Genomic DNA, 17,655 nt, shown 5'->3' with positions numbered 1-17,655 from the left:
CCGAAGGCTGCAGGAGCGGCAATAACACCGCAGCGCCCTATGGGCGAACCTGTGGGAGCACAGCTTCCTCCCACAGTTTGTTTCCACAGGAGGATGTTCAGGCGTGCGCGTCGAGATCCAGATGCAGGTTGTCGATCAGCCGAGTCGTGCCCAGGAAGGCAGCGACCAGGATCACCAGGTCGCGGTCTTCGACCGTGGCCGGGCGCAAGGTCCGGGCATGGCGCACTTCCAGGTAGTCGGGGCGCAGGCCGGCGGCTTCGAGTTGCTTGAGCTGCTCGGCGATCAACGCCGGGAAATCCCGCTGCCCCTGGCGGATCGCCTCGGCGATGTGGCTCAGGCTGCGGTAGACCGCTGGGGCCACGGCGCGTTGTTCGGGGCTGAGGAAACCGTTGCGCGATGAAAGCGCCAGGCCGTCTTCGGCCCGGACGGTCGGCTCGCCGATGATCTGGATCGGCATGTTCAGGTCGTGGACCAGCGCCCGGATCACCGCCAGTTGCTGGAAGTCCTTCTGGCCGAATACCGCCAGGTCAGGCTGGACCATGTTGAACAGCTTGCTGACCACGGTCGCCACGCCTTCGAAATGGCCCGGACGGCTGGCACCGCACAGGCCTTCGGACAATTGCGGAACGCTGACCCGGGTCTGTCCGGCCATGCCGTCGGGATACATCTCTTCAACGCTGGGGGCAAACAGCAAGTGGCAGCCAGCCTGCAGTAGCTTTTCCTGGTCCGCCGCCAAGGTGCGGGGGTATTTGTCCAGATCTTCGCCCGCTCCGAATTGCAGCGGGTTAACGAAAATGCTCGTCACCACGAAATCGGCCCGTTGCGCTGCTTTGGTCACCAACGCCATGTGGCCGCTGTGCAGATTACCCATGGTCGGTACGAAGGCGATGCGCTTGCCTTCGTTGCGGGCACGGGCCACGGCGGCCCGCAGTTCACGTACGGTCTTGACGGTGTTCATGCAGAGAATCCGTGTTCGGCGCCTGGGAAGGTCGCGGCTTTGACTTCTGCCACGTAGGCGCTCAAGGCTGCCTGGATGCTGGTTTGTCCGGCCATGAAGTTTTTCACGAACTTGGGGACGCGGCCGGTGATCGACAGCCCGAGCATGTCGTGCAGCACCAACACCTGGCCGTCGGTGGCACTGCCGGCTCCGATCCCGATGACCGGTATCTTGACCGCCTGGGTGATTTCTTCAGCCAGCTCGCTGGGTACGCATTCGAGCAACAACATCGCCGCGCCGGCCTGTTCCAGCGCGATCGCATCGGCGCGCATCTGCCGCGCCTGGTTTTCGTTGCGCCCCTGGACCTTGTAGCCACCGAGAACGTTCACCGACTGCGGCGTCAGGCCCAGGTGTGCGCACACCGGAATGCCTCGTTCGGCCAGCAGCCGGATCGACTCGGCCAGCCACAGCGCGCCTTCGATTTTCACCATATGGGCGCCAGCCTGCATCAGCAGGGCGCTGTTGGTCATGGTCTGTTCGAGGGTGGCGTAGGCCATGAACGGAAGATCGGCGAGGATCAGCGCATCGGTGTTACCGCGTTTGACGCAGGCCACGTGATAGGCCATGTCGGCGGTGGTTGCCGGCAGCGTGCTGTCATGGCCTTGCAGCACCATGCCGAGGGAATCGCCCACCAGTAGCACTTCGACGCCGGCCTCGTTGCAGGCGTGGGCGAAGGTTGCGTCATAACAGGTCAGCATGGTGATTTTTTCACCTTTTTGCTTGAGACCTTGCAGCGTGGTCAGGGTAATAGCTGGCATGAAAAAGTCCTCATTGGACGCTCGTATTCAGGCGCACCCTCTATGCGTGGTGCTTGTAAGGCCTGGATTGCGCCCTTGAATGCCGCGTTGGCGGCAACGGGACGCCTATAGTCGTGAGGAGCACCGGGGAAGTCAATTGGATGTGTTACCGGCGGGTGTTACCGGGGTTACTGATGCGTTTCAGCGTGGGGGAACGTATCGAATCTGACCGTTGGGTACCGATCCTTGGGAGGGTATTGTCAGCCAGGCAAGCGTTCCAGGCCGACGAATGGGCAAGCTGCGAGCAGGTCTTCGAGCAGGCGCCCATCGGCCAGGCGCAGGTCGACGGGGGCCAGCTCGGCCAGAGGGTACAGCACGAAGGCCCGGGCCTGCATGTGGTAGTGGGGGACTTTCAGGCGAGGCTCGTCGATCAGCCGATCGCCAAACAGCAGAATGTCCAGGTCCAGGGTGCGCGGGCCCCAGCGTTCCAGGCGTTCGCGTCCCTGGCCGGTTTCGATGGCTTGCAGCGCATCGAGCAGCGCCAGCGGCGCCAGACGACTGTCCAGCGCGGCCACCGCGTTGGTGTAGCGCGGTTGGCCGGGCAGCAGCGAGTCGCTTTGATAGAACGCCGAAACGCCAGCCAGCTGGGTGTCGGGCAATTGCGCCAGCGCCTGGAGGGCACTGCGCAGTTGTTCGGCGGGTTCGGCCAGGTTGCTGCCCATGCCGATGTAGACGCGTTCCATGGATTATTCGCCCGACGCGCCGACCTGTTTACGCTTGGCACCGCTACTACGCCGGCGTTTGCGCGGACCGCTGGCACCGTCGTCCTTGCCGCTGAGTTGGCGGATCATCTCCCGACGCTCGCTGTCATTGGCGTCCTGGTAATCCGTCCACCATTCGCCCAGGCCATCGGTCTGTTCACCGGCACTTTCGCGCAGCAACAGGAAGTCGTAGCCGGCGCGGAAACGCGGGTTGTCCAGCAGCAGGTCGGCCCGCTTGCCGCTACGCCGTGGCAGGCGTTCCTGCATGTCCCAGATTTCTCGGATCGGCATCGTGAAACGCTTTGGGATCGCGATGCGCTGGCATTGTTCGCTGATCAGTTCGTGTGCAGCTTCCTGCATGGCCGGGATCGGCGGCATGCCGCGCTCCTGAAGGCGCAACACCCGAGTCGGCAGCGCGGGCCAGAGCAGCGCGGCGAACAGGAAGGCCGGGGTCACCGGTTTATTCTGCTTGATACGCAAATCAGTATTGATCAGCGCTTCACTGATGAGGGTATGGGTGTAGGTCGGGTTGTGCTCCAGCGCCTCGGCGCTGGCCGGGAACAGCGGGTCGAACAGTTGCAGGTCCACCAGCATTTCGAAGGTGTCCGCCGCATTGCCCGACAGGAACAGCTTGAGCACTTCCTCGAACAGGCGCGCCGAGGGAATGTCCCGCAGCGTCGGCGCCAGGTCGCGAATTGGCGTGGCGCTGTGTTTTTCGATGCCGAAATCCAGCTTGGCGGCGAAACGCACGGCCCGCAGCATGCGTACCGGGTCTTCCTGGTAGCGCTGCTTGGGATCGCCAATCAGGCGGATCAGACGATTGCGGATATCGTGCACGCCGTTGGCGTAGTCGAGGATGCGCTCGCTGACCGGATCGTAATACAGGGCGTTAATGGTGAAATCGCGGCGTTGCGCGTCTTCTTCCAGGGTGCCATAGACGTTATCCCGCAGGATGCGCCCGCTCTCGTTGCGAGAAGACTGGTTGCTGTCTTCTTCATCCTCGTTTTGCGGGTGGTTGGCGCGAAAAGTCGCCACCTCGATGATTTCACGACCGAAATGGATATGAACCAGTTTGAAGCGTCGACCAATGATCCGTGCGTTCCGGAATTCGGCTCGAACCTGTTCCGGCGTGGCGCTGGTGGCGACGTCGAAATCCTTGGGGGTGATGTTGAGTAGCATGTCGCGCACGCATCCGCCCACCAGGTAAGCCTGGTAGCCGGCGTTCTGCAGGCGTTCGACGATGTTCACCGCATAACGGCTGAACTGGGCCTTTTGCAATGAGTGCTGGCCGCTGTTGAGCACTTCAGGCGTGCTGCGAATGTGTTGCGTACGACGCAAGGGAGAACGAAATGACTGGAACAGCTTCTTCAGCATGGGATGCACTGTTTGAAGGAATGTTCGGCCAAAACGGAGAATGGCCGCATGATGGGCGGGGATTCTAGCATTTAGTCAGGGGATGGTGTAGGACACCGCAGTTTTGAGCTGCAAGCTTCAAGCGACAAGGCTTGTAGGCTGGAGGGAAGGGGAATGTCAGAAACCACAAGGGGAGCCGAAGCTCCCCCAGAATTAGTTGCGTGCTCTGTTTTTATTATGGTTTTGGGCTTCTTGTTTTTGTGAGTGCCCGCGCCACGAGGTTTCCCGTCGTGACCCTCCCAATCGGGAGCCAAGAGCAAACGGATTGCTTTGGTCGCTGTGTTGCAGTGATCAGTCGATCCAACCAGTTCAGGCGCCTGTCTTGAGACAGTTTTTATTGTTCTCGGCCTGGTCGTGGGGCAAGCCCCAAATACAACGCCTCTCCAAAAGAATCAGTTAGCTGCGCCTCTCGCCGTCTTGTTTTTATTGTGCGTGAGTCGATTCGTCTTATTTTTATTGTCTTGTGCATTGCTTGTTATTGTTCTTGTACCAAAGCTATAGCAGGGGGCGTGCCAACTTTTGCGAGGCCCAGCGAAACCGGGGGTTCTATGGTTATAGCCATTTTTCCTGGGCGAAAAAAAGCCGGGGTTTCGTTACCGTAAACCCCGGCTTCTGTTACGTGAAAAAGCTGGGGTAACAGTTTTTTCACATTGATACGGTACGACAGTGATCCCTCTGTGGGAGATCGCTCCCACAATTCTCAAATGTCAGCTCTCGCTGGCCACCCCGGTCTTGCGCCGCGGAATCCCCAGGCGCTGGCGGCGCTCCCACAGGCACTTGCGGCTTACCCCGAGCTTGCGAGCCAGTTCGGTCTCGGTCATGTGGTCCTGGTGTTCCAGGACGAAGTGCTGGAAGTAGTCTTCCAGGGACAGGTCCTCGGTCGGCTCGTGGCTGGTGTTGTTGGCAGCACCGCCCTGTTGAGGGGCCAGGCCAATGAATTCTTCATCGTCCATATCGCTGAGCTCGATGTCGATACCCAGCAGGTCGGCGGAGATTTCCGGGCTTTCGCACAGGATCACTGCCCGCTCCACTGCGTTTTCCAGTTCTCGTACGTTGCCCGGCCAGGCGTAATGACGAATGGCCTGTTCGGCGTCCGGGGCGAACTTCAGGTCGGTGCGGTTGACCCGTGCGCTCTGGCGGGCAAGGAAGGCATTGGCGATTTCGTTGACGTCCGCGCCTCGTTCACGCAAGGCCGGTAATTTCAGCGCGATGACGTGCAGCCGGTAATACAGGTCCTCACGGAACTGGCCAATCTTTGCCAGGCTCTTGAGGTCCCGGTGGGTCGCTGCGATCAGGCGTACGTCGACTTTTTGCGACTGGACTGAGCCGACCCGGCGGATTTCGCCTTCCTGGAGAACCCGCAGCAACCGTGCCTGGGCTTCCAGCGGCAGCTCGCCGATTTCGTCAAGGAACAGCGTGCCGCCATCCGCTGCTTCCACCAATCCGGCGCGTCCGGCGCTGGCTCCGGTGAACGCGCCTTTCTCATGCCCGAACAGCTCGGACTCGATCAGGCTTTCCGGGATCGCCGCGCAGTTCACCGAAATCATCGGGGCCTTGGCCCGGCGAGACAGGTTGTGCAGGGCGCGGGCGACCAGTTCCTTACCGGTACCGGACTCCCCCTGGATCAGGACGTTGGAGTCGGTCGGTGCCACTTTGCGGATCTTGACGTAGAGGTCCTGCATGGGAGGGCAGGAGCCGATGATGCCGATTTCGCCATTGGCATTGCCGGTGCCGGCTTTCGCGGAGGCTGCGCCTTTACCGTTCGTCGGCTCCGACGGATTGCTCGCTGCCGTCTGTCGGTCACGCAGGATGCGAGCCACGGCCTGGAGCATTTCGTCGTGGTCGAACGGCTTGGCAATGTAGTCCACCGCGCCCATTTTCATGGAGTCGACCGCCGAGCGCAGGCTGGCGTAGCTGGTCATGATCAGCACGGGCGTGCCCTGGCCAAGCTTGATCAGCTCGGTACCGGGAGCACCGGGCAGACGCAGGTCGCTGACGATGAGGTCAAACGTTGGGATGCTGAAACGCTCTTGTGCTTCCTGCACGGAACCGGCTTCGCTGACCTGGTACTGGTTGCGCTCCAGCAGGCGGCGCAAGGCGGAGCGGATAATGGTTTCGTCTTCGACGATCAAAATGTGCGGCATTGATTCGATTCTCTCGACGGTCTCAGTTCACAGCGGACGTCGCTTCGACATGGCGCGGCAGGGTGACCCGGATACGGGTGCCGCGCTGGCTTTGAACATCGGCCGGGCTGTCGATGGTGATTTGTCCATAATGCTCTTCAACGATGGAATAGACCAGTGCAAGGCCCAGTCCGGTGCCTTCGCCAGGATCCTTGGTGGTGAAGAAAGGTTCGAACAACCGATCCATGATGTTCTGTGGGATGCCACTGCCTTCGTCTTCGACGATCAGATCGATCGTGTGTTCGCTGGCTTCGCTCTTGACTCGTACCGCACTGCCCGCGGGTGAAGCGTCGCGGGCATTGGACAACAGGTTGATCAGCACTTGGGCGAGTCGCTGGGGGTCGCCGTCGACCCAGTGATCCGGGTCGCACAGGTTGAAGAACTGCACTTCGAAATTGCGCCGGTTCAGGGCCAGCAGGCCAATGGCATCCTGGGCAACTTCGGCCAGGCACACGGGTTCGTCGTTGTGCTGGTGCCCGCCGGCATGGGCGAAACTCATCAGGGACTGGACAATGCGCGACACTCGGCGGGTCTGCTCAAGGATCTGGCTGCTGATTTCCGTCAGTTCGCTATCGTCCTCGCGCTCTTCGCGCAGGTTCTGCGCCAGGCAGGCGATGCCGGTAATCGGGTTGCCGATTTCGTGGGCCACCCCGGCGGCCAGCCGGCCGATGCTTGCCAGGCGTTCGGAGTGGACCAGCTTGTCTTCGAGCATCTGGGTGTCGGTCAGGTCTTCCACCAGCAGCACCAGGCCGCTGTTACCCGGCGCCAACGGCTCATCGATCGCCGCCTTGTGCAGGTTGAGCCAGCGGGTCTGGCCGTCCAGGGCCAGGTGTTGCTTGTGCAGGTGCTCGTCCGGCAGGTCGATGAAGCCTTGCAGCAAGCCTCTCCAGGGTTCGCCCAGGGTACTGAGGCGTGAACCGACCACGCGCTGGGCGGCGATCCCGGTCAGCTCCTCCATGGCCTTGTTCCACATCAGGATTTCCTGGTCCTTGGCCAGAGAACACACGCCCATTGGCAGCTCTTGCAGGGTCTGGCGATGATAACGGCGCAGGGCGTCCAGTTCGGCGGCCAGGCCGGTGAGGCGGGAGTGGTAGTCTTCGAGGCGGCTTTCGATGAAGTGGATATCTTCTGTGACATAGTTTTCGCCGCCCGCCTTGTAGGGCAGGAATGTCTCGACCATGTCCTGGGCCACGCTGGGGCCCATCAGGCCGGACAGGTTGGCTTCGATGCGGTCGCGCAGGCGGCGCAGGGCGTACGGGCGGCGTTCATCGAAAGGCAGGTAGAGGTCGCGCAGGGCCTGTTCGACTTCCTTTTGCGCGGCCTTGGCGCCCAGGGGCTTGGCCAATTGCGTGGCGAACTCCTGGGGCGAAGCGGCGTGCAGTTCGCGACGTTGCGGACGACGCACATTGTCCACCGCGCAGGCTTCGGCGGCGCTGGCTTCTTCGCTGCTGGCGTTGGTGAACAGGGAGATCAGGGTGAACATCAACACGTTAGCCGCCAGCGAGGCGATGGCCGCCATGTGCCAACTGGTGTCGTCGAGCACGTAGATCATGTTCAGCAGAGGGATGTAGAAACCCTCCAGATTGCCCAGCAACGGCAATAGCATGGCGACCAGCCAGACCAGGATGCCCGCCAACAGACCGGCGATAAAGCCGCGGCGGTTGGCGGTCGGCCAATACAGCACCGACAGCACCCCCGGCAGGAATTGCAGGGTGGCGACGAAGGCGACGATGCCCAGGTTAGCCAGGTCCTGTCCGTCCCCCAACATCAGGTAGAACCCGTAGCCGGCCATGATGATCGCCACGATCAGCGCCCGCCGGGTCCATTTCAGCCAGCGGTAGATATTGCCTTCGGCCGGCGGCTGGTAAAGCGGCAGCACCAGATGGTTGAGGGCCATCCCCGACAGCGCCAGGGTGGTCACGATGATCAGGCCGCTGGCCGCCGACAGGCCGCCGATGTAGGCCAGCAAGGCGAGGGCCGGACTGTTGGCGGCTATGCCGATGCCCAGGGTGAAGTACTCCGGGTTGGTACTGGCGCCCAATTTCAACCCGGCCCACAGGATCAAAGGCACCGCCAGGCTCATCAGCAGCAGGAACAGCGGCAGGCCCCAGCTCGCGCTGACCAGCGAACGCGGATTAAGGTTTTCGGTAAAGGTCATGTGATACATGTGCGGCATCACGATCGCCGAGGCGAAGAACACCAGCAGCAGGGTGCGCCATGGGCCTTCTTGCAGTGGCGTGTGCAGGGCGGCGAGGGCGGTCTGGTTTTGCAGCAGCCAAAGTTCGAGCTGTTGCGGGCCATTGAAGACACCGTACAGCGCATAGAGGCCAACGCCACCGATGGCGATCAGTTTGATCACCGATTCGAAAGCGATGGCGAATACCAGACCTTCGTGTTTCTCCCGGGTGGCGATGTGCCGGGAGCCGAAGAAGATGGTGAACAGGATGATCAGGACGCAGAAACTCAGCGCCACCCGGTGTTGCACTGGCTCATGGGTCAGGATGCTGATGGAGTCGGCCACTGCCTGCATCTGCAAGGCCAGCAATGGCAGCACGCCCACCAGCATGAAGATCGTAGTCAGCGCCCCGGCCCAAGTGCTGCGGAAACGAAAGGCGAACAGGTCGGCCAGCGAAGAGAGCTGGTAGGTACGGGTGATTTTCAGGATCGGGTACAGCAGCACCGGCGCCAGCAGGAATGCTCCTGACACACCGAGGTAACTGGACAGGAAACCATAGCCGTACTGGTAGGCCAGGCCGACCGTACCGTAGAACGCCCACGCGCTGGCGTAAACGCCCAGCGACAGGGTGTAGGTCAGCGGATGGCGAATGATCGCCCGTGGGATCATGCCCCGCTCGCTGATCCAGGCCACGCCGAACAGTACCGCCAGGTAGACGGCGCTGATCAGGATCATCTGGGTCAGGCTAAAGCTCATCGGCATCTTTTTGGCTCTGCAGGATGAAGGTCACGACGATCAGGATCAGCCAGAGCAGATAAGGCCGATACCAGGCACCCGTGGCGTCGATCCACCAATCCATGATGGCTGGGGAGAACAGATAAATCCCCACTACCAGGAGCAGGACCAAGCGATAGATGTACATCCCGGCCTCTCTTTTTTAAGCGCGTGCCCGAAAAACGTGCGGCGATGGTAACGGATGGGCGCCAAGCTGCAAGGGCCGTCAGCGTATTTGCGCTTCGGGCAGGGTCAGTGTGCGTGGAATGCTGGCTACATCCCAGTGCCGGATGCCCCAATCCAACAGTTCACGGGGGCTGGTATCGACCAGCTCGGGCCCCGGCCGCTGGCCCAGCGCCCGCAACGCCCGTAGCAGAAGCGGGGTCGCCTGGTCGGCGTCCAGCGGCGGCGAACGGTAGGACTTGCCGAGCTTATGCCCATCCGGTTGAGTGATCAGCGGCACGTGCAAATAACGTGGTTGCGGCAAGCCGAGCAGCTCCTGCAGGTAAAGCTGGCGCGGGGTGGAGTCCAGCAGGTCGGCGCCACGCACGATATCGGTCACCCCTTGCCAGGCGTCGTCCAGCACCACGGCCAGTTGATAGGCATGGAGCCCGTCGCGACGACGGATCACGAAGTCGCCAACCTCGCGACCCAGGTGCTGGCGGAATGGGCCCTGTACCCGGTCGGTGAAATGGTACTCGAGTTCGGGCACACGCAGACGGATGGCAGCGCCCTGCATATCGTGTCCGGCGTTGCGGCACAGCCCCGGATAAACGCCGTGGTAGGCCTCCAGCTGTTTGCGCGAGCAAGTACAGGCATAGGCCAGGCCCTGGCTGAACAGCCGGTTGATGACCTGATTGTAGGCGTCATGACGATCGCTCTGGCGAACCATCTCGCCGTCCCATTCGAAACCGTAGGCCTCCAGGGCCTTGAGAATCGCCGCCTGCGCGCCAGGCTCTTCCCTTGGCGGGTCGAGGTCTTCCATGCGCAACAGCCAGCGTCCACCCACGGACCGGGCATCCAGGTACGAAGCCAGCGCAGCGACCAGCGAGCCGAAATGCAGGTGGCCGCTGGGGGTGGGGGCGAAGCGGCCGATGTAGGAGGAGGTAACGGTCATGGGGGGTGGATTGCTGAATCTTAGTAAGAATATAGGTCTTGCTGACGAAGCATATCCCCTGTGGGAGCGAGCCTGCTCGCGATGGCGGTATGCCTGTCACATCAATGGTGGCTGATCTGGCGCTATCGCGAGCAGGCTCGCTCCTACAGGGGGACAGTTTCGCAAACAAAAAACGGAGCGTGTGGACGCTCCGTTTTTTATTACAGCCCGGCGATTATTTGCCGACTTGTTTTTCCTTGATTTCCGCCAGTGTCTTGCAGTCGATGCACAGGTCGGCGGTCGGTCGGGCTTCCAGTCGGCGGATACCGATTTCGATGCCGCAGGATTCGCACCAGCCGTATTCTTCGTCTTCGATCAGTTGCAACGTCTTGTCGATCTTCTTGATCAACTTGCGTTCACGGTCACGGGCACGCAGTTCGAGGCTGAATTCTTCTTCCTGGCTGGCACGGTCGGCCGGATCGGGGAAGTTGGCCGCTTCGTCTTTCATATGGTCCACGGTGCGGTCGACTTCCTGCATCAAGTCCTGCTTCCACTTGTTCAGGATCTTGGTGAAGTGAGCGCGCATGGGGGCGCCCATGTACTCTTCGCCCTCTTTGGGGACATAAGGCTCAAACCCGCTGAGCGACTGGTTTTGATTCTGCTTTGCTTGGGTGGGCATGAATGGACCGCCTCTACTCTTGTAATCCACTACGCAGGATTGCTCCATCACCGACACCTGCCGGCCCTGCGGCTGCAAGCGGGCGAACTTACCAGATCGAATCGGGCCGCGCTACTCCCGGTTGTCGAGCCTGCGGCGGGCGGGGCTTTGTGAGGCACGCTCGGGTTCGCTCCGGTGGAACTGTCATCCTGCTCAATGCTTGATTCTAGTCAAGCCTGGGTCAATCGCCGGAGTCATTTCCTGCAATCCAACGGCTCAGACCCTTTTGAATCGATGCTCGTTCCCGCACGCGTTTACGAGTTGGGTAGAATCGGTTCTTTTTACGCGAAGGAAGGCCCATGGCCCAGCCCTACAGTGCGCGCAGCCGCGCCATCGAACCTTTCCATGTCATGGCGCTGCTGGCCCGCGCCAACGAGCTGCAGGCCGCCGGACACGATGTCATCCACTTGGAGATCGGCGAGCCGGACTTCACCACGGCTGCGCCGATCATCCAAGCCGGTCAGGCCGCGCTGGCGGCGGGCAAGACCCGCTACACCGCAGCCCGCGGAATTCCCGAGCTGCGCGAGGCCATCGCCCGGTTCTATGGGCAGCGCTATGGGGTCGAGATCGATCCCCGGCGCATCCTGGTCACTCCGGGCGGGTCCGGTGCGTTGTTGCTGGCCAGTGCCTTGTTGGTGGATCCGGGCAAGCACTGGCTGTTGGCCGACCCTGGTTACCCTTGCAATCGTCACTTCCTGCGGTTGGTGGAGGGCGCGGCGCAGCTGGTGCCGGTAGGCCCGGAGGTGCGTTACCAGCTGACACCGGACCTGGTGAACCGTCACTGGGACCAGGGTAGCGTTGGCGCATTGGTGGCTTCGCCGGCCAACCCTACCGGGACGATCCTCACCCGGGACGAGCTCGCCGGGCTGTCCACGGCCATCAAGGGGCACAATGGCCATCTGGTGGTGGACGAGATCTACCACGGCCTGACCTACGGCACCGATGCCGCCAGCGTGCTGGAAGTCGATGACGAGGCCTTTGTCCTGAACAGTTTTTCCAAGTATTTCGGCATGACCGGTTGGCGGCTGGGCTGGCTGGTGGCCCCTTCGGCTGCGGTCGGTGAGCTGGAAAAGCTGGCGCAGAACCTTTACATCAGTGCACCCAGCATGGCTCAGCATGCGGCGCTGGCCTGCTTCGAGCCGGCCACTATCGAGATTTTCGAGCAGCGTCGGGCCGAGTTCGCATTGCGCCGCGACTTCCTGCTGCCGGCCTTGCGTGAGCTGGGTTTCGGCATTGCGGTCGAGCCGCAAGGTGCGTTTTATCTGTACGCTGATATCCGTGCGTTCGGCGGCGATGCGTTTGCCTTCTGCCAGCATTTCCTGGAAACCGAACACGTGGCGTTCACGCCAGGGCTGGACTTCGGGCGTCATCAGGCCGGGCATCATGTGCGTTTCGCCTATACCCAGAGCCTGCCACGGCTCCAGGAAGCGGTGGAGCGCATTGCCCGCGGGCTGCGGAGCTGGCAAGGCTGATGCGATTTTCTCCTGAGTTGGAAGCAGGTCGACTGATCCGGCGCTACAAGCGTTTTCTCGCCGATATCGAAACCGTCGATGGCGAGCACCTGACCATTCACTGCCCGAACACGGGTTCGATGCTCAATTGCATGGCCGAAGGCGCGCGCGTCTGGTTCAGTCGCTCCAGCGACCCCAAGCGCAAGCTGCCCGGCACTTGGGAAATAGGCGAGACGCCTCACGGACGGCTGGCCTGCATCAATACGGCGCGGGCCAATACCTTGATCGAAGAGGCGTTGCGCGCCGGGGTGATCACTGAGCTGAACGGCTTCACCGGCTTGAAGCGTGAGGTGGCCTATGGTGTGGAGAACAGCCGTATCGATTTTCGCCTGGATTACGATCACGGCTCGGCCTGGGTCGAGGTCAAGAGCGTCACGCTGGGCTTCGAGGGGACGAATGTCGCCGCGTTTCCCGATGCCGTGACCCAGCGCGGCGCCAGGCACCTGAGGGAGCTGGCCTGTCTGGCTCGACAAGGCGTGCGTGCGGTACAGCTGTATTGCGTCAACCTGAGTGGCATCGACGCCGTGCGTCCCGCCGAGGAAATCGATCCGTTCTATGCGGCCGCGTTACGCGAGGCGGTGGCGGCAGGCGTGGAAGTGCTGGCCTATGGTGTCACGTTGACGCCCCAGCAGATGTGGGTGGACCGCGCGCTGCCGGTTCTGCTTGAGCCGCTACAGCTCAACCCAGATGCCTCGCTCGTCCTCCCGGCTCTCTAGGGCGGCCAGGAACTGACCGGAACAGGGGCCGGCCACGCACTCGCCGCTTTCGATGAGGAACAGCGCGCCATGGGTTGCGCATTGGATCAGGCTGGCGCTGGCGTCGAGGAACTGGTCCGGTTGCCATTCCAGCGGCACGCCGCGATGAGGGCAGCGGTTGAGATAGGCATACACCTGACCCGCACGACGCACGGCCAGCACCTTGCGCCCCTCGATGTCGAAACCACGACTGCCGTTGTCAGGCAAATCTGTATTGGTACACAGAAATTTCATGTAGATCCTCAATAGCCCGACGCAGCAGGCTGTAGGGAGCCAGCTTGCATATAGGTTCTGAATGTCCACGCTTGACGGTCAAATGAAAACAATTATCAAATGGCGCCTCCTTCGCAGGTCGTCGAGGATACTTGGCATGGCGGGTCAATGCCCGCTCCTGTGAACAACATCGTATGAGGAAGCTGCCTGATGCGCCTGAATATCCGCGTTGTCGCACTTTGTGTCGCATTGCTGGCCAGCCAGGAGGCCGGCTCGACCGAATTGCCGCAACGCTGGGTCAGTGCCGGTGGGGCATTGTCGGAGTGGGTCAGCGCCCTGGGTGGGGAATCGAAGCTGGTAGGGGTTGACTCCACCAGCCAGCATCCTGAATCCCTTCGGGCCTTGCCCAGTATCGGCTATCAGCGACAACTGTCGGCGGAAGGTGTGCTGAGCCTGCGTCCACAGATCCTGGTGGGCACTGAAGAAATGGGGCCGCCGCCGGTGTTATCGCAGATTCGCAGTGCCGGGGTACAGGTGGAACTGTTCTCGGCCACGCCCGACTTATCAACGCTTCAAGACAATCTAGCGCACCTGGGCCGCTTGCTGGGGGCTGACGCGAAGGCCGCGCAGTTGTTCGAGCATTTCCAACAGCAGCTCGTCCGGCAAAAGGCGCGAGTGGCGCAAGCCCAGTTGAAGCGACAGGCGCCCGGCGTGTTGCTGGTGCTGGGGAACGCGGGCGGCAAGCCGCTGATCGCAGGCAAAGACACGGCCGCCGATTGGCTGCTGCAACAGGCCGGTGGCCGCAATCTGGCGTCCCACAGCGGTTACAAACCTTTTTCCATGGAAGCCCTGGCCGGACTGGATCCCGAAGTGCTGGTATTCGCCGACCGCGCCTTGAGTGGCAAAGCGGCCCGTGCGGCACTGTTCAAGGAAAACCCGATTCTGGCCTCGACCAGAGCCGCCCGGGACGGGCGTGTCGTGGAACTTGATCCAACCTTGCTGGTGGGCGGTCTGGGGCCTCGCTTGCCCCAAAGCCTGGCGGCCCTGACGGCCCGGTTTTACCCGAATGAGACGGTCAGTGCGCCATGACGCCCTTGGTCAAGCCGCGCACGTTGTTTATCGGCCTGGGGCTGCTGTGTCTGTTGGCGATCTGGTTGTCCCTGGCCCTGGGCCCGGTGAGCCTGCCTTTGCTCGATACTGCACGCGCGGCGTTACGCCTGTCGGGCTTGCCGGTGGCCGCCGACAATCTGGAACAGGCCGAACTGATCCTTGGCCAGATACGTTTGCCGCGCACGCTGTTGGGCCTGGCGACAGGCGGCGTGTTGGCGTTGTCCGGCGTGGCGATGCAAGGCCTGTTCCGCAACCCGCTGGCGGACCCGGGCCTGGTGGGCGTTTCCAGCGGCGCTGCACTGGGCGCGGCGTTCGCCATCGTCGGCGGGACCGCGTTGGGCGGGCTGCCCGAAGGGTTCGGCCCTTACCTGCTGTCGCTGTGTGCATTCCTTGGTGGGCTCGGGGTCACGGCATTGGTCTATCGCCTGGGACGACGCAACGGTCAGACCCATGTCGCCACCATGCTCCTGGCCGGTATAGCCCTCACTGCATTGTCCGGGGCCGCGGTCGGGCTGTTCACCTATCTGGCAGATGACGCAACCCTGCGCACGCTGACGTTCTGGAACCTGGGCAGTCTCAACGGTGCCAGTTATGCGCGCTTATGGCCGTTGCTGCTGGTCAGCGCTGGTGTGTCGCTGTGGCTGCCACGGCGGGCCCGGGCCCTCAACGCGCTGTTGCTGGGTGAGTCCGAGGCCGCGCACTTGGGTGTCGATGTCGAACAGCTCAAGCGTGAACTGGTGTTTTGCACCGCCCTGGGCGTCGGCGCTGCGGTAGCGGCGGCGGGCATGATCGGCTTTGTCGGGCTGGTGGTGCCCCACCTGGTAAGGCTGATGGCCGGTCCCGACCACCGCGTCCTGCTGCCAGCCTCCGTGCTGGCGGGGGGAAGCCTGCTGCTGTTCGCCGATCTGGTGGCGCGGCTGGCACTGGCCCCGGCGGAGCTGCCGATCGGCATTGTCACGGCGTTCATCGGAGCGCCGTTCTTTCTTTATTTATTGCTGCGAGGGCGTGCCTGATGTTGCGAGCGCAGAGCCTGCACATTCACCGTGGTCGGAAAACGGTGCTGGCGGACGTTGATCTGGCGCTCAATTCCGGCGAAGTGCTCGGTGTGCTTGGACCCAATGGTGCCGGCAAAAGCACCTTGCTGGCGGGCCTGTGTGGTGAGTTGCGCCCAACCCAGGGACAGGTATGGCTCGATGAGAGGCCGCTGGCCCAGTGGGACGGCGCCCAACGCGCCCGTCGCCTCGCGGTGTTGCCACAATCCTCGACCCTGGATTTTGCGTTTCGCGTGGAAGAAGTCGTCGGCATGGGGCGTCTGCCGCATCAAAGCGGTCGTGCGCGAGATGAGCAAATCGTGGCCTCGGCCCTGCAAGCCGCAGACGCTGCGCATCTGCAGGGTCGCAGTTACCTGGCGTTGTCGGGGGGCGAGCGTCAGAGAGTTCACTTGGCGCGGGTACTTGCGCAATTATGGCCGGGGGAAGCAGGACAGACTTTGCTACTGGACGAACCGACTTCAATGCTCGATCCGTTGCATCAACATACGATCCTGCAAGCGGTGCGTGATTTTGCAGATCGAGGCGGCGCCGTGCTGGTGATTCTGCATGACCTGAACCTGGCGGCACGCTACTGTGATCGCCTGTTGCTGCTTGCGTCCGGCCGGCCGGTGGCGCTGGACACACCGCAACACGTGCTGCGCCCGGAACCGCTCAAGGCGGTGTTCGGTCTTGAAGTGCTGGTGCAACCCCATCCGGAGCGCGGACACCCATTGATCATCGCCCGTTGAAGGGCTCAATGAGGATGACGCTGTGCGCCTGATCCTGATCTTGTTCCTGAGCCTACTGACCGCTTGCCAGAGCTTCTCGCCGCCCCCGATCACCGGGCGTATTCGCGATTTGCACACCGGCAGGGCCGTCACGCCCCAGGCGCTGGTCGAGCAGTTGGCAAAGGCTCCGCGGCTGATCGTGGGCGAACAACACGACAATCAGGATCATCACGCCTTGCAATTGTGGTTGCTCCAGGCCCTGGAAGAGCAACGGAGCCAAGGCAGTCTGTTGCTGGAAATGCTGACGCCGGAGCAGCAACCTCGGGTCGACGCGGTCCGCCGGTTGCCGGTCTTGCCGCAGGATCTGCCTGCCGCGCTGGGTTGGTCGCCGGGTTGGGACTGGACCCTGTATGGGCCGGTTATCACATTTGCCCTGGTACAACCCTATCCGCTCCTGGCTGCCAACCTGGATACCGTCGAGATCCAGCGATTTTACCGGCAGTCATCGGGCCTCACGGGGGCTCGCTCCAATGCGGCGACCGTGAAGGATCAACTGCTGGGGCAGATCAGGGACTCGCATTGCGGTCTGCTGCCAGCGTCGAAAATGCCGGCCATGCTGGCTGTCCAGCAACAGCGTGACCGGCGTATGGCCGAGCGATTGCTGGAGGCGCCGAAGCCCGCCTTGTTATTGGCTGGCGCCTGGCATGGACGCAAGGACGTTGGCGTGCCGCTGCACACATTGGATCTCGGTGCGTCAGAAGCGCCACGAGTCCTGATGCTGGCGGAGGAGGGCAGCGAGGTAACGTCGGCCATGGCGGATTACGTGTGGTACACGCCAGCCAAGCCAGCGGTGGATTATTGCGCTCAGATGCGTGGGGGGTAGGGTGAGCGCCGGTCCTGCGGGCAAAAAAAGACCCGGCAAAAGCCGGGTCGAATAACCGTGATTAGCCTGATGAGGAGATATCTGAGAGTCCGAACCAAGGGCTGTTCAAATATCGGCCAGTCTCGCGACCGGATGTGGTAATCATAGCGATTCTCATTACCAAGTCAAACTTTCTTTTAACGAAACCTTGAAATACTCCAAGGCGGTTGTCACGCATCGTCAGGTAACGGGTGTTGTCAGGCTTTGTTGCGCGTGGAAATGGCATCCAACTGTTGATTCAGGGCTTCCTTGCGTTCGGCGGGGATGTCGTTCCAGTGCACATCCATCAAGGCGCCTTCGATGGCGTATAACAATACTTTCGATGCCCGGAATCCACGAGTACGCACGGCGCGGTAGGCGTCGACCGCTCCGAGCCGACGCAGATCGGAAGCACTGTGGATGCCTACGGCGTGTAGCCACTGGGCCGATGTCTTGCCCAGGTTTTTCAGATGTTGCAATTCATCATTCATCGAGCCTCCTTGCGACGGCCGACTGTTGCAGTGGGCAAGCTTTTCAGGAGTGTAGCGCTC

17 protein-coding genes are annotated in these 17,655 nt (G+C 61.9%); 6 read left to right on the top strand and 11 right to left on the bottom strand.

Annotated features, from left to right (window positions below):
- Positions 1 to 97: 97 nt before the first annotated feature.
- From panC to dksA, 9 genes are all read right to left on the bottom strand, one after another.
- Positions 98 to 958 (bottom strand): pantoate--beta-alanine ligase, encoded by an 861-nt coding sequence (gene panC, locus LCU97_RS25120; RefSeq protein ID WP_232778048.1) that lies wholly within the window; start codon positions 956 to 958, stop codon positions 98 to 100.
- The gene (gene panB / locus LCU97_RS25115) at positions 955 to 1,755 is read right to left on the bottom strand and encodes a 3-methyl-2-oxobutanoate hydroxymethyltransferase (RefSeq protein WP_053153512.1); all 801 of its coding nucleotides are present in this window, start codon (positions 1,753 to 1,755) and stop codon (positions 955 to 957) included. The genes panC and panB overlap by 4 nt, the downstream gene beginning before the upstream one ends.
- Positions 1,756 to 1,994: 239 nt before the next feature.
- Positions 1,995 to 2,477, bottom strand: a complete 483-nt coding sequence (gene folK, locus LCU97_RS25110) for a 2-amino-4-hydroxy-6-hydroxymethyldihydropteridine diphosphokinase (RefSeq protein ID WP_232778047.1) — start codon at positions 2,475 to 2,477, stop codon at positions 1,995 to 1,997.
- A gap of 3 nt (positions 2,478 to 2,480) precedes the next feature.
- Positions 2,481 to 3,869, bottom strand: coding sequence for a polynucleotide adenylyltransferase PcnB (locus LCU97_RS25105; protein ID WP_232778046.1), 1,389 nt, complete (start codon positions 3,867 to 3,869; stop codon positions 2,481 to 2,483).
- A gap of 746 nt (positions 3,870 to 4,615) precedes the next feature.
- Complete coding sequence (locus LCU97_RS25100) at positions 4,616 to 6,052, bottom strand: sigma-54-dependent transcriptional regulator (protein WP_053153503.1); 1,437 nt, start codon at positions 6,050 to 6,052, stop codon at positions 4,616 to 4,618.
- Between the two features lie 22 nt (positions 6,053 to 6,074).
- Positions 6,075 to 9,029: a sensor histidine kinase gene (locus LCU97_RS25095; protein ID WP_232778045.1), complete on the bottom strand. Its 2,955-nt coding sequence runs from the start codon at positions 9,027 to 9,029 to the stop codon at positions 6,075 to 6,077.
- Complete coding sequence (locus tag LCU97_RS25090; protein ID WP_003176118.1) at positions 9,013 to 9,189, bottom strand: hypothetical protein; 177 nt, start codon at positions 9,187 to 9,189, stop codon at positions 9,013 to 9,015. Before LCU97_RS25090 ends, LCU97_RS25095 begins: the two co-directional genes overlap by 17 nt.
- Before the next feature lie 78 nt (positions 9,190 to 9,267).
- Positions 9,268 to 10,158 (bottom strand): tRNA glutamyl-Q(34) synthetase GluQRS, encoded by an 891-nt coding sequence (gluQRS, locus tag LCU97_RS25085; protein ID WP_053153497.1) that lies wholly within the window; start codon positions 10,156 to 10,158, stop codon positions 9,268 to 9,270.
- Between the two features lie 214 nt (positions 10,159 to 10,372).
- On the bottom strand, positions 10,373 to 10,816 hold the full coding sequence (gene dksA, locus LCU97_RS25080) for an RNA polymerase-binding protein DksA (RefSeq protein ID WP_047698275.1): 444 nt from the start codon (positions 10,814 to 10,816) through the stop codon (positions 10,373 to 10,375).
- Between the two features lie 338 nt (positions 10,817 to 11,154).
- Here dksA and LCU97_RS25075 point away from each other — a divergent pair, with 338 nt between their 5' ends.
- Both LCU97_RS25075 and sfsA read left to right on the top strand, forming a co-directional pair.
- Complete coding sequence (locus LCU97_RS25075; protein ID WP_232778044.1) at positions 11,155 to 12,327, top strand: pyridoxal phosphate-dependent aminotransferase; 1,173 nt, start codon at positions 11,155 to 11,157, stop codon at positions 12,325 to 12,327.
- A complete protein-coding gene (sfsA, locus tag LCU97_RS25070; RefSeq protein WP_053153490.1) occupies positions 12,327 to 13,082 on the top strand; it encodes a DNA/RNA nuclease SfsA in 756 nt (251 codons plus the stop codon). Before LCU97_RS25075 ends, sfsA begins: the two co-directional genes overlap by 1 nt.
- On the opposite strand, the gene LCU97_RS25065 is transcribed toward sfsA, so the two are convergent.
- Positions 13,038 to 13,355, bottom strand: coding sequence for a Rieske (2Fe-2S) protein (locus tag LCU97_RS25065; protein WP_053153487.1), 318 nt, complete (start codon positions 13,353 to 13,355; stop codon positions 13,038 to 13,040). The two genes, sfsA and LCU97_RS25065, sit on opposite strands and share 45 nt — an antisense overlap.
- Positions 13,356 to 13,544: 189 nt before the next feature.
- Here LCU97_RS25065 and LCU97_RS25060 point away from each other — a divergent pair, with 189 nt between their 5' ends.
- From LCU97_RS25060 to LCU97_RS25045, 4 genes are read left to right on the top strand one after another with little or no spacing between them, the layout of a single operon-like run.
- The gene (locus LCU97_RS25060; RefSeq protein ID WP_232778043.1) at positions 13,545 to 14,423 is read left to right on the top strand and encodes a heme/hemin ABC transporter substrate-binding protein; all 879 of its coding nucleotides are present in this window, start codon (positions 13,545 to 13,547) and stop codon (positions 14,421 to 14,423) included.
- Between the two features lie 50 nt (positions 14,424 to 14,473).
- Positions 14,474 to 15,457 carry a FecCD family ABC transporter permease gene (locus LCU97_RS25055; RefSeq protein WP_232778067.1) on the top strand — a complete coding sequence of 328 codons (984 nt, stop codon included), beginning with the start codon at positions 14,474 to 14,476 and terminating at the stop codon, positions 15,455 to 15,457.
- Entirely contained in the window at positions 15,457 to 16,224 is a 768-nt protein-coding gene (locus tag LCU97_RS25050) for a heme ABC transporter ATP-binding protein (protein ID WP_053153478.1), read from the top strand. The genes LCU97_RS25055 and LCU97_RS25050 overlap by 1 nt, the downstream gene beginning before the upstream one ends.
- A 22-nt stretch (positions 16,225 to 16,246) precedes the next feature.
- Positions 16,247 to 17,086 (top strand): ChaN family lipoprotein, encoded by an 840-nt coding sequence (locus LCU97_RS25045; RefSeq protein WP_232778042.1) that lies wholly within the window; start codon positions 16,247 to 16,249, stop codon positions 17,084 to 17,086.
- Between the two features lie 236 nt (positions 17,087 to 17,322).
- On the opposite strand, the gene LCU97_RS25040 is transcribed toward LCU97_RS25045, so the two are convergent.
- Complete coding sequence (locus LCU97_RS25040) at positions 17,323 to 17,595, bottom strand: TfoX/Sxy family protein (protein WP_053153473.1); 273 nt, start codon at positions 17,593 to 17,595, stop codon at positions 17,323 to 17,325.
- Positions 17,596 to 17,655 lie beyond the last annotated feature (60 nt).

Source organism: Pseudomonas uvaldensis, assembly GCF_021271205.1.
Lineage (GTDB): Bacteria > Pseudomonadota > Gammaproteobacteria > Pseudomonadales > Pseudomonadaceae > Aquipseudomonas > Aquipseudomonas uvaldensis.
The sequence above is the reverse complement of the archived record's forward strand: the minus strand, read 5'-3'. Positions and strand labels throughout refer to the sequence as shown.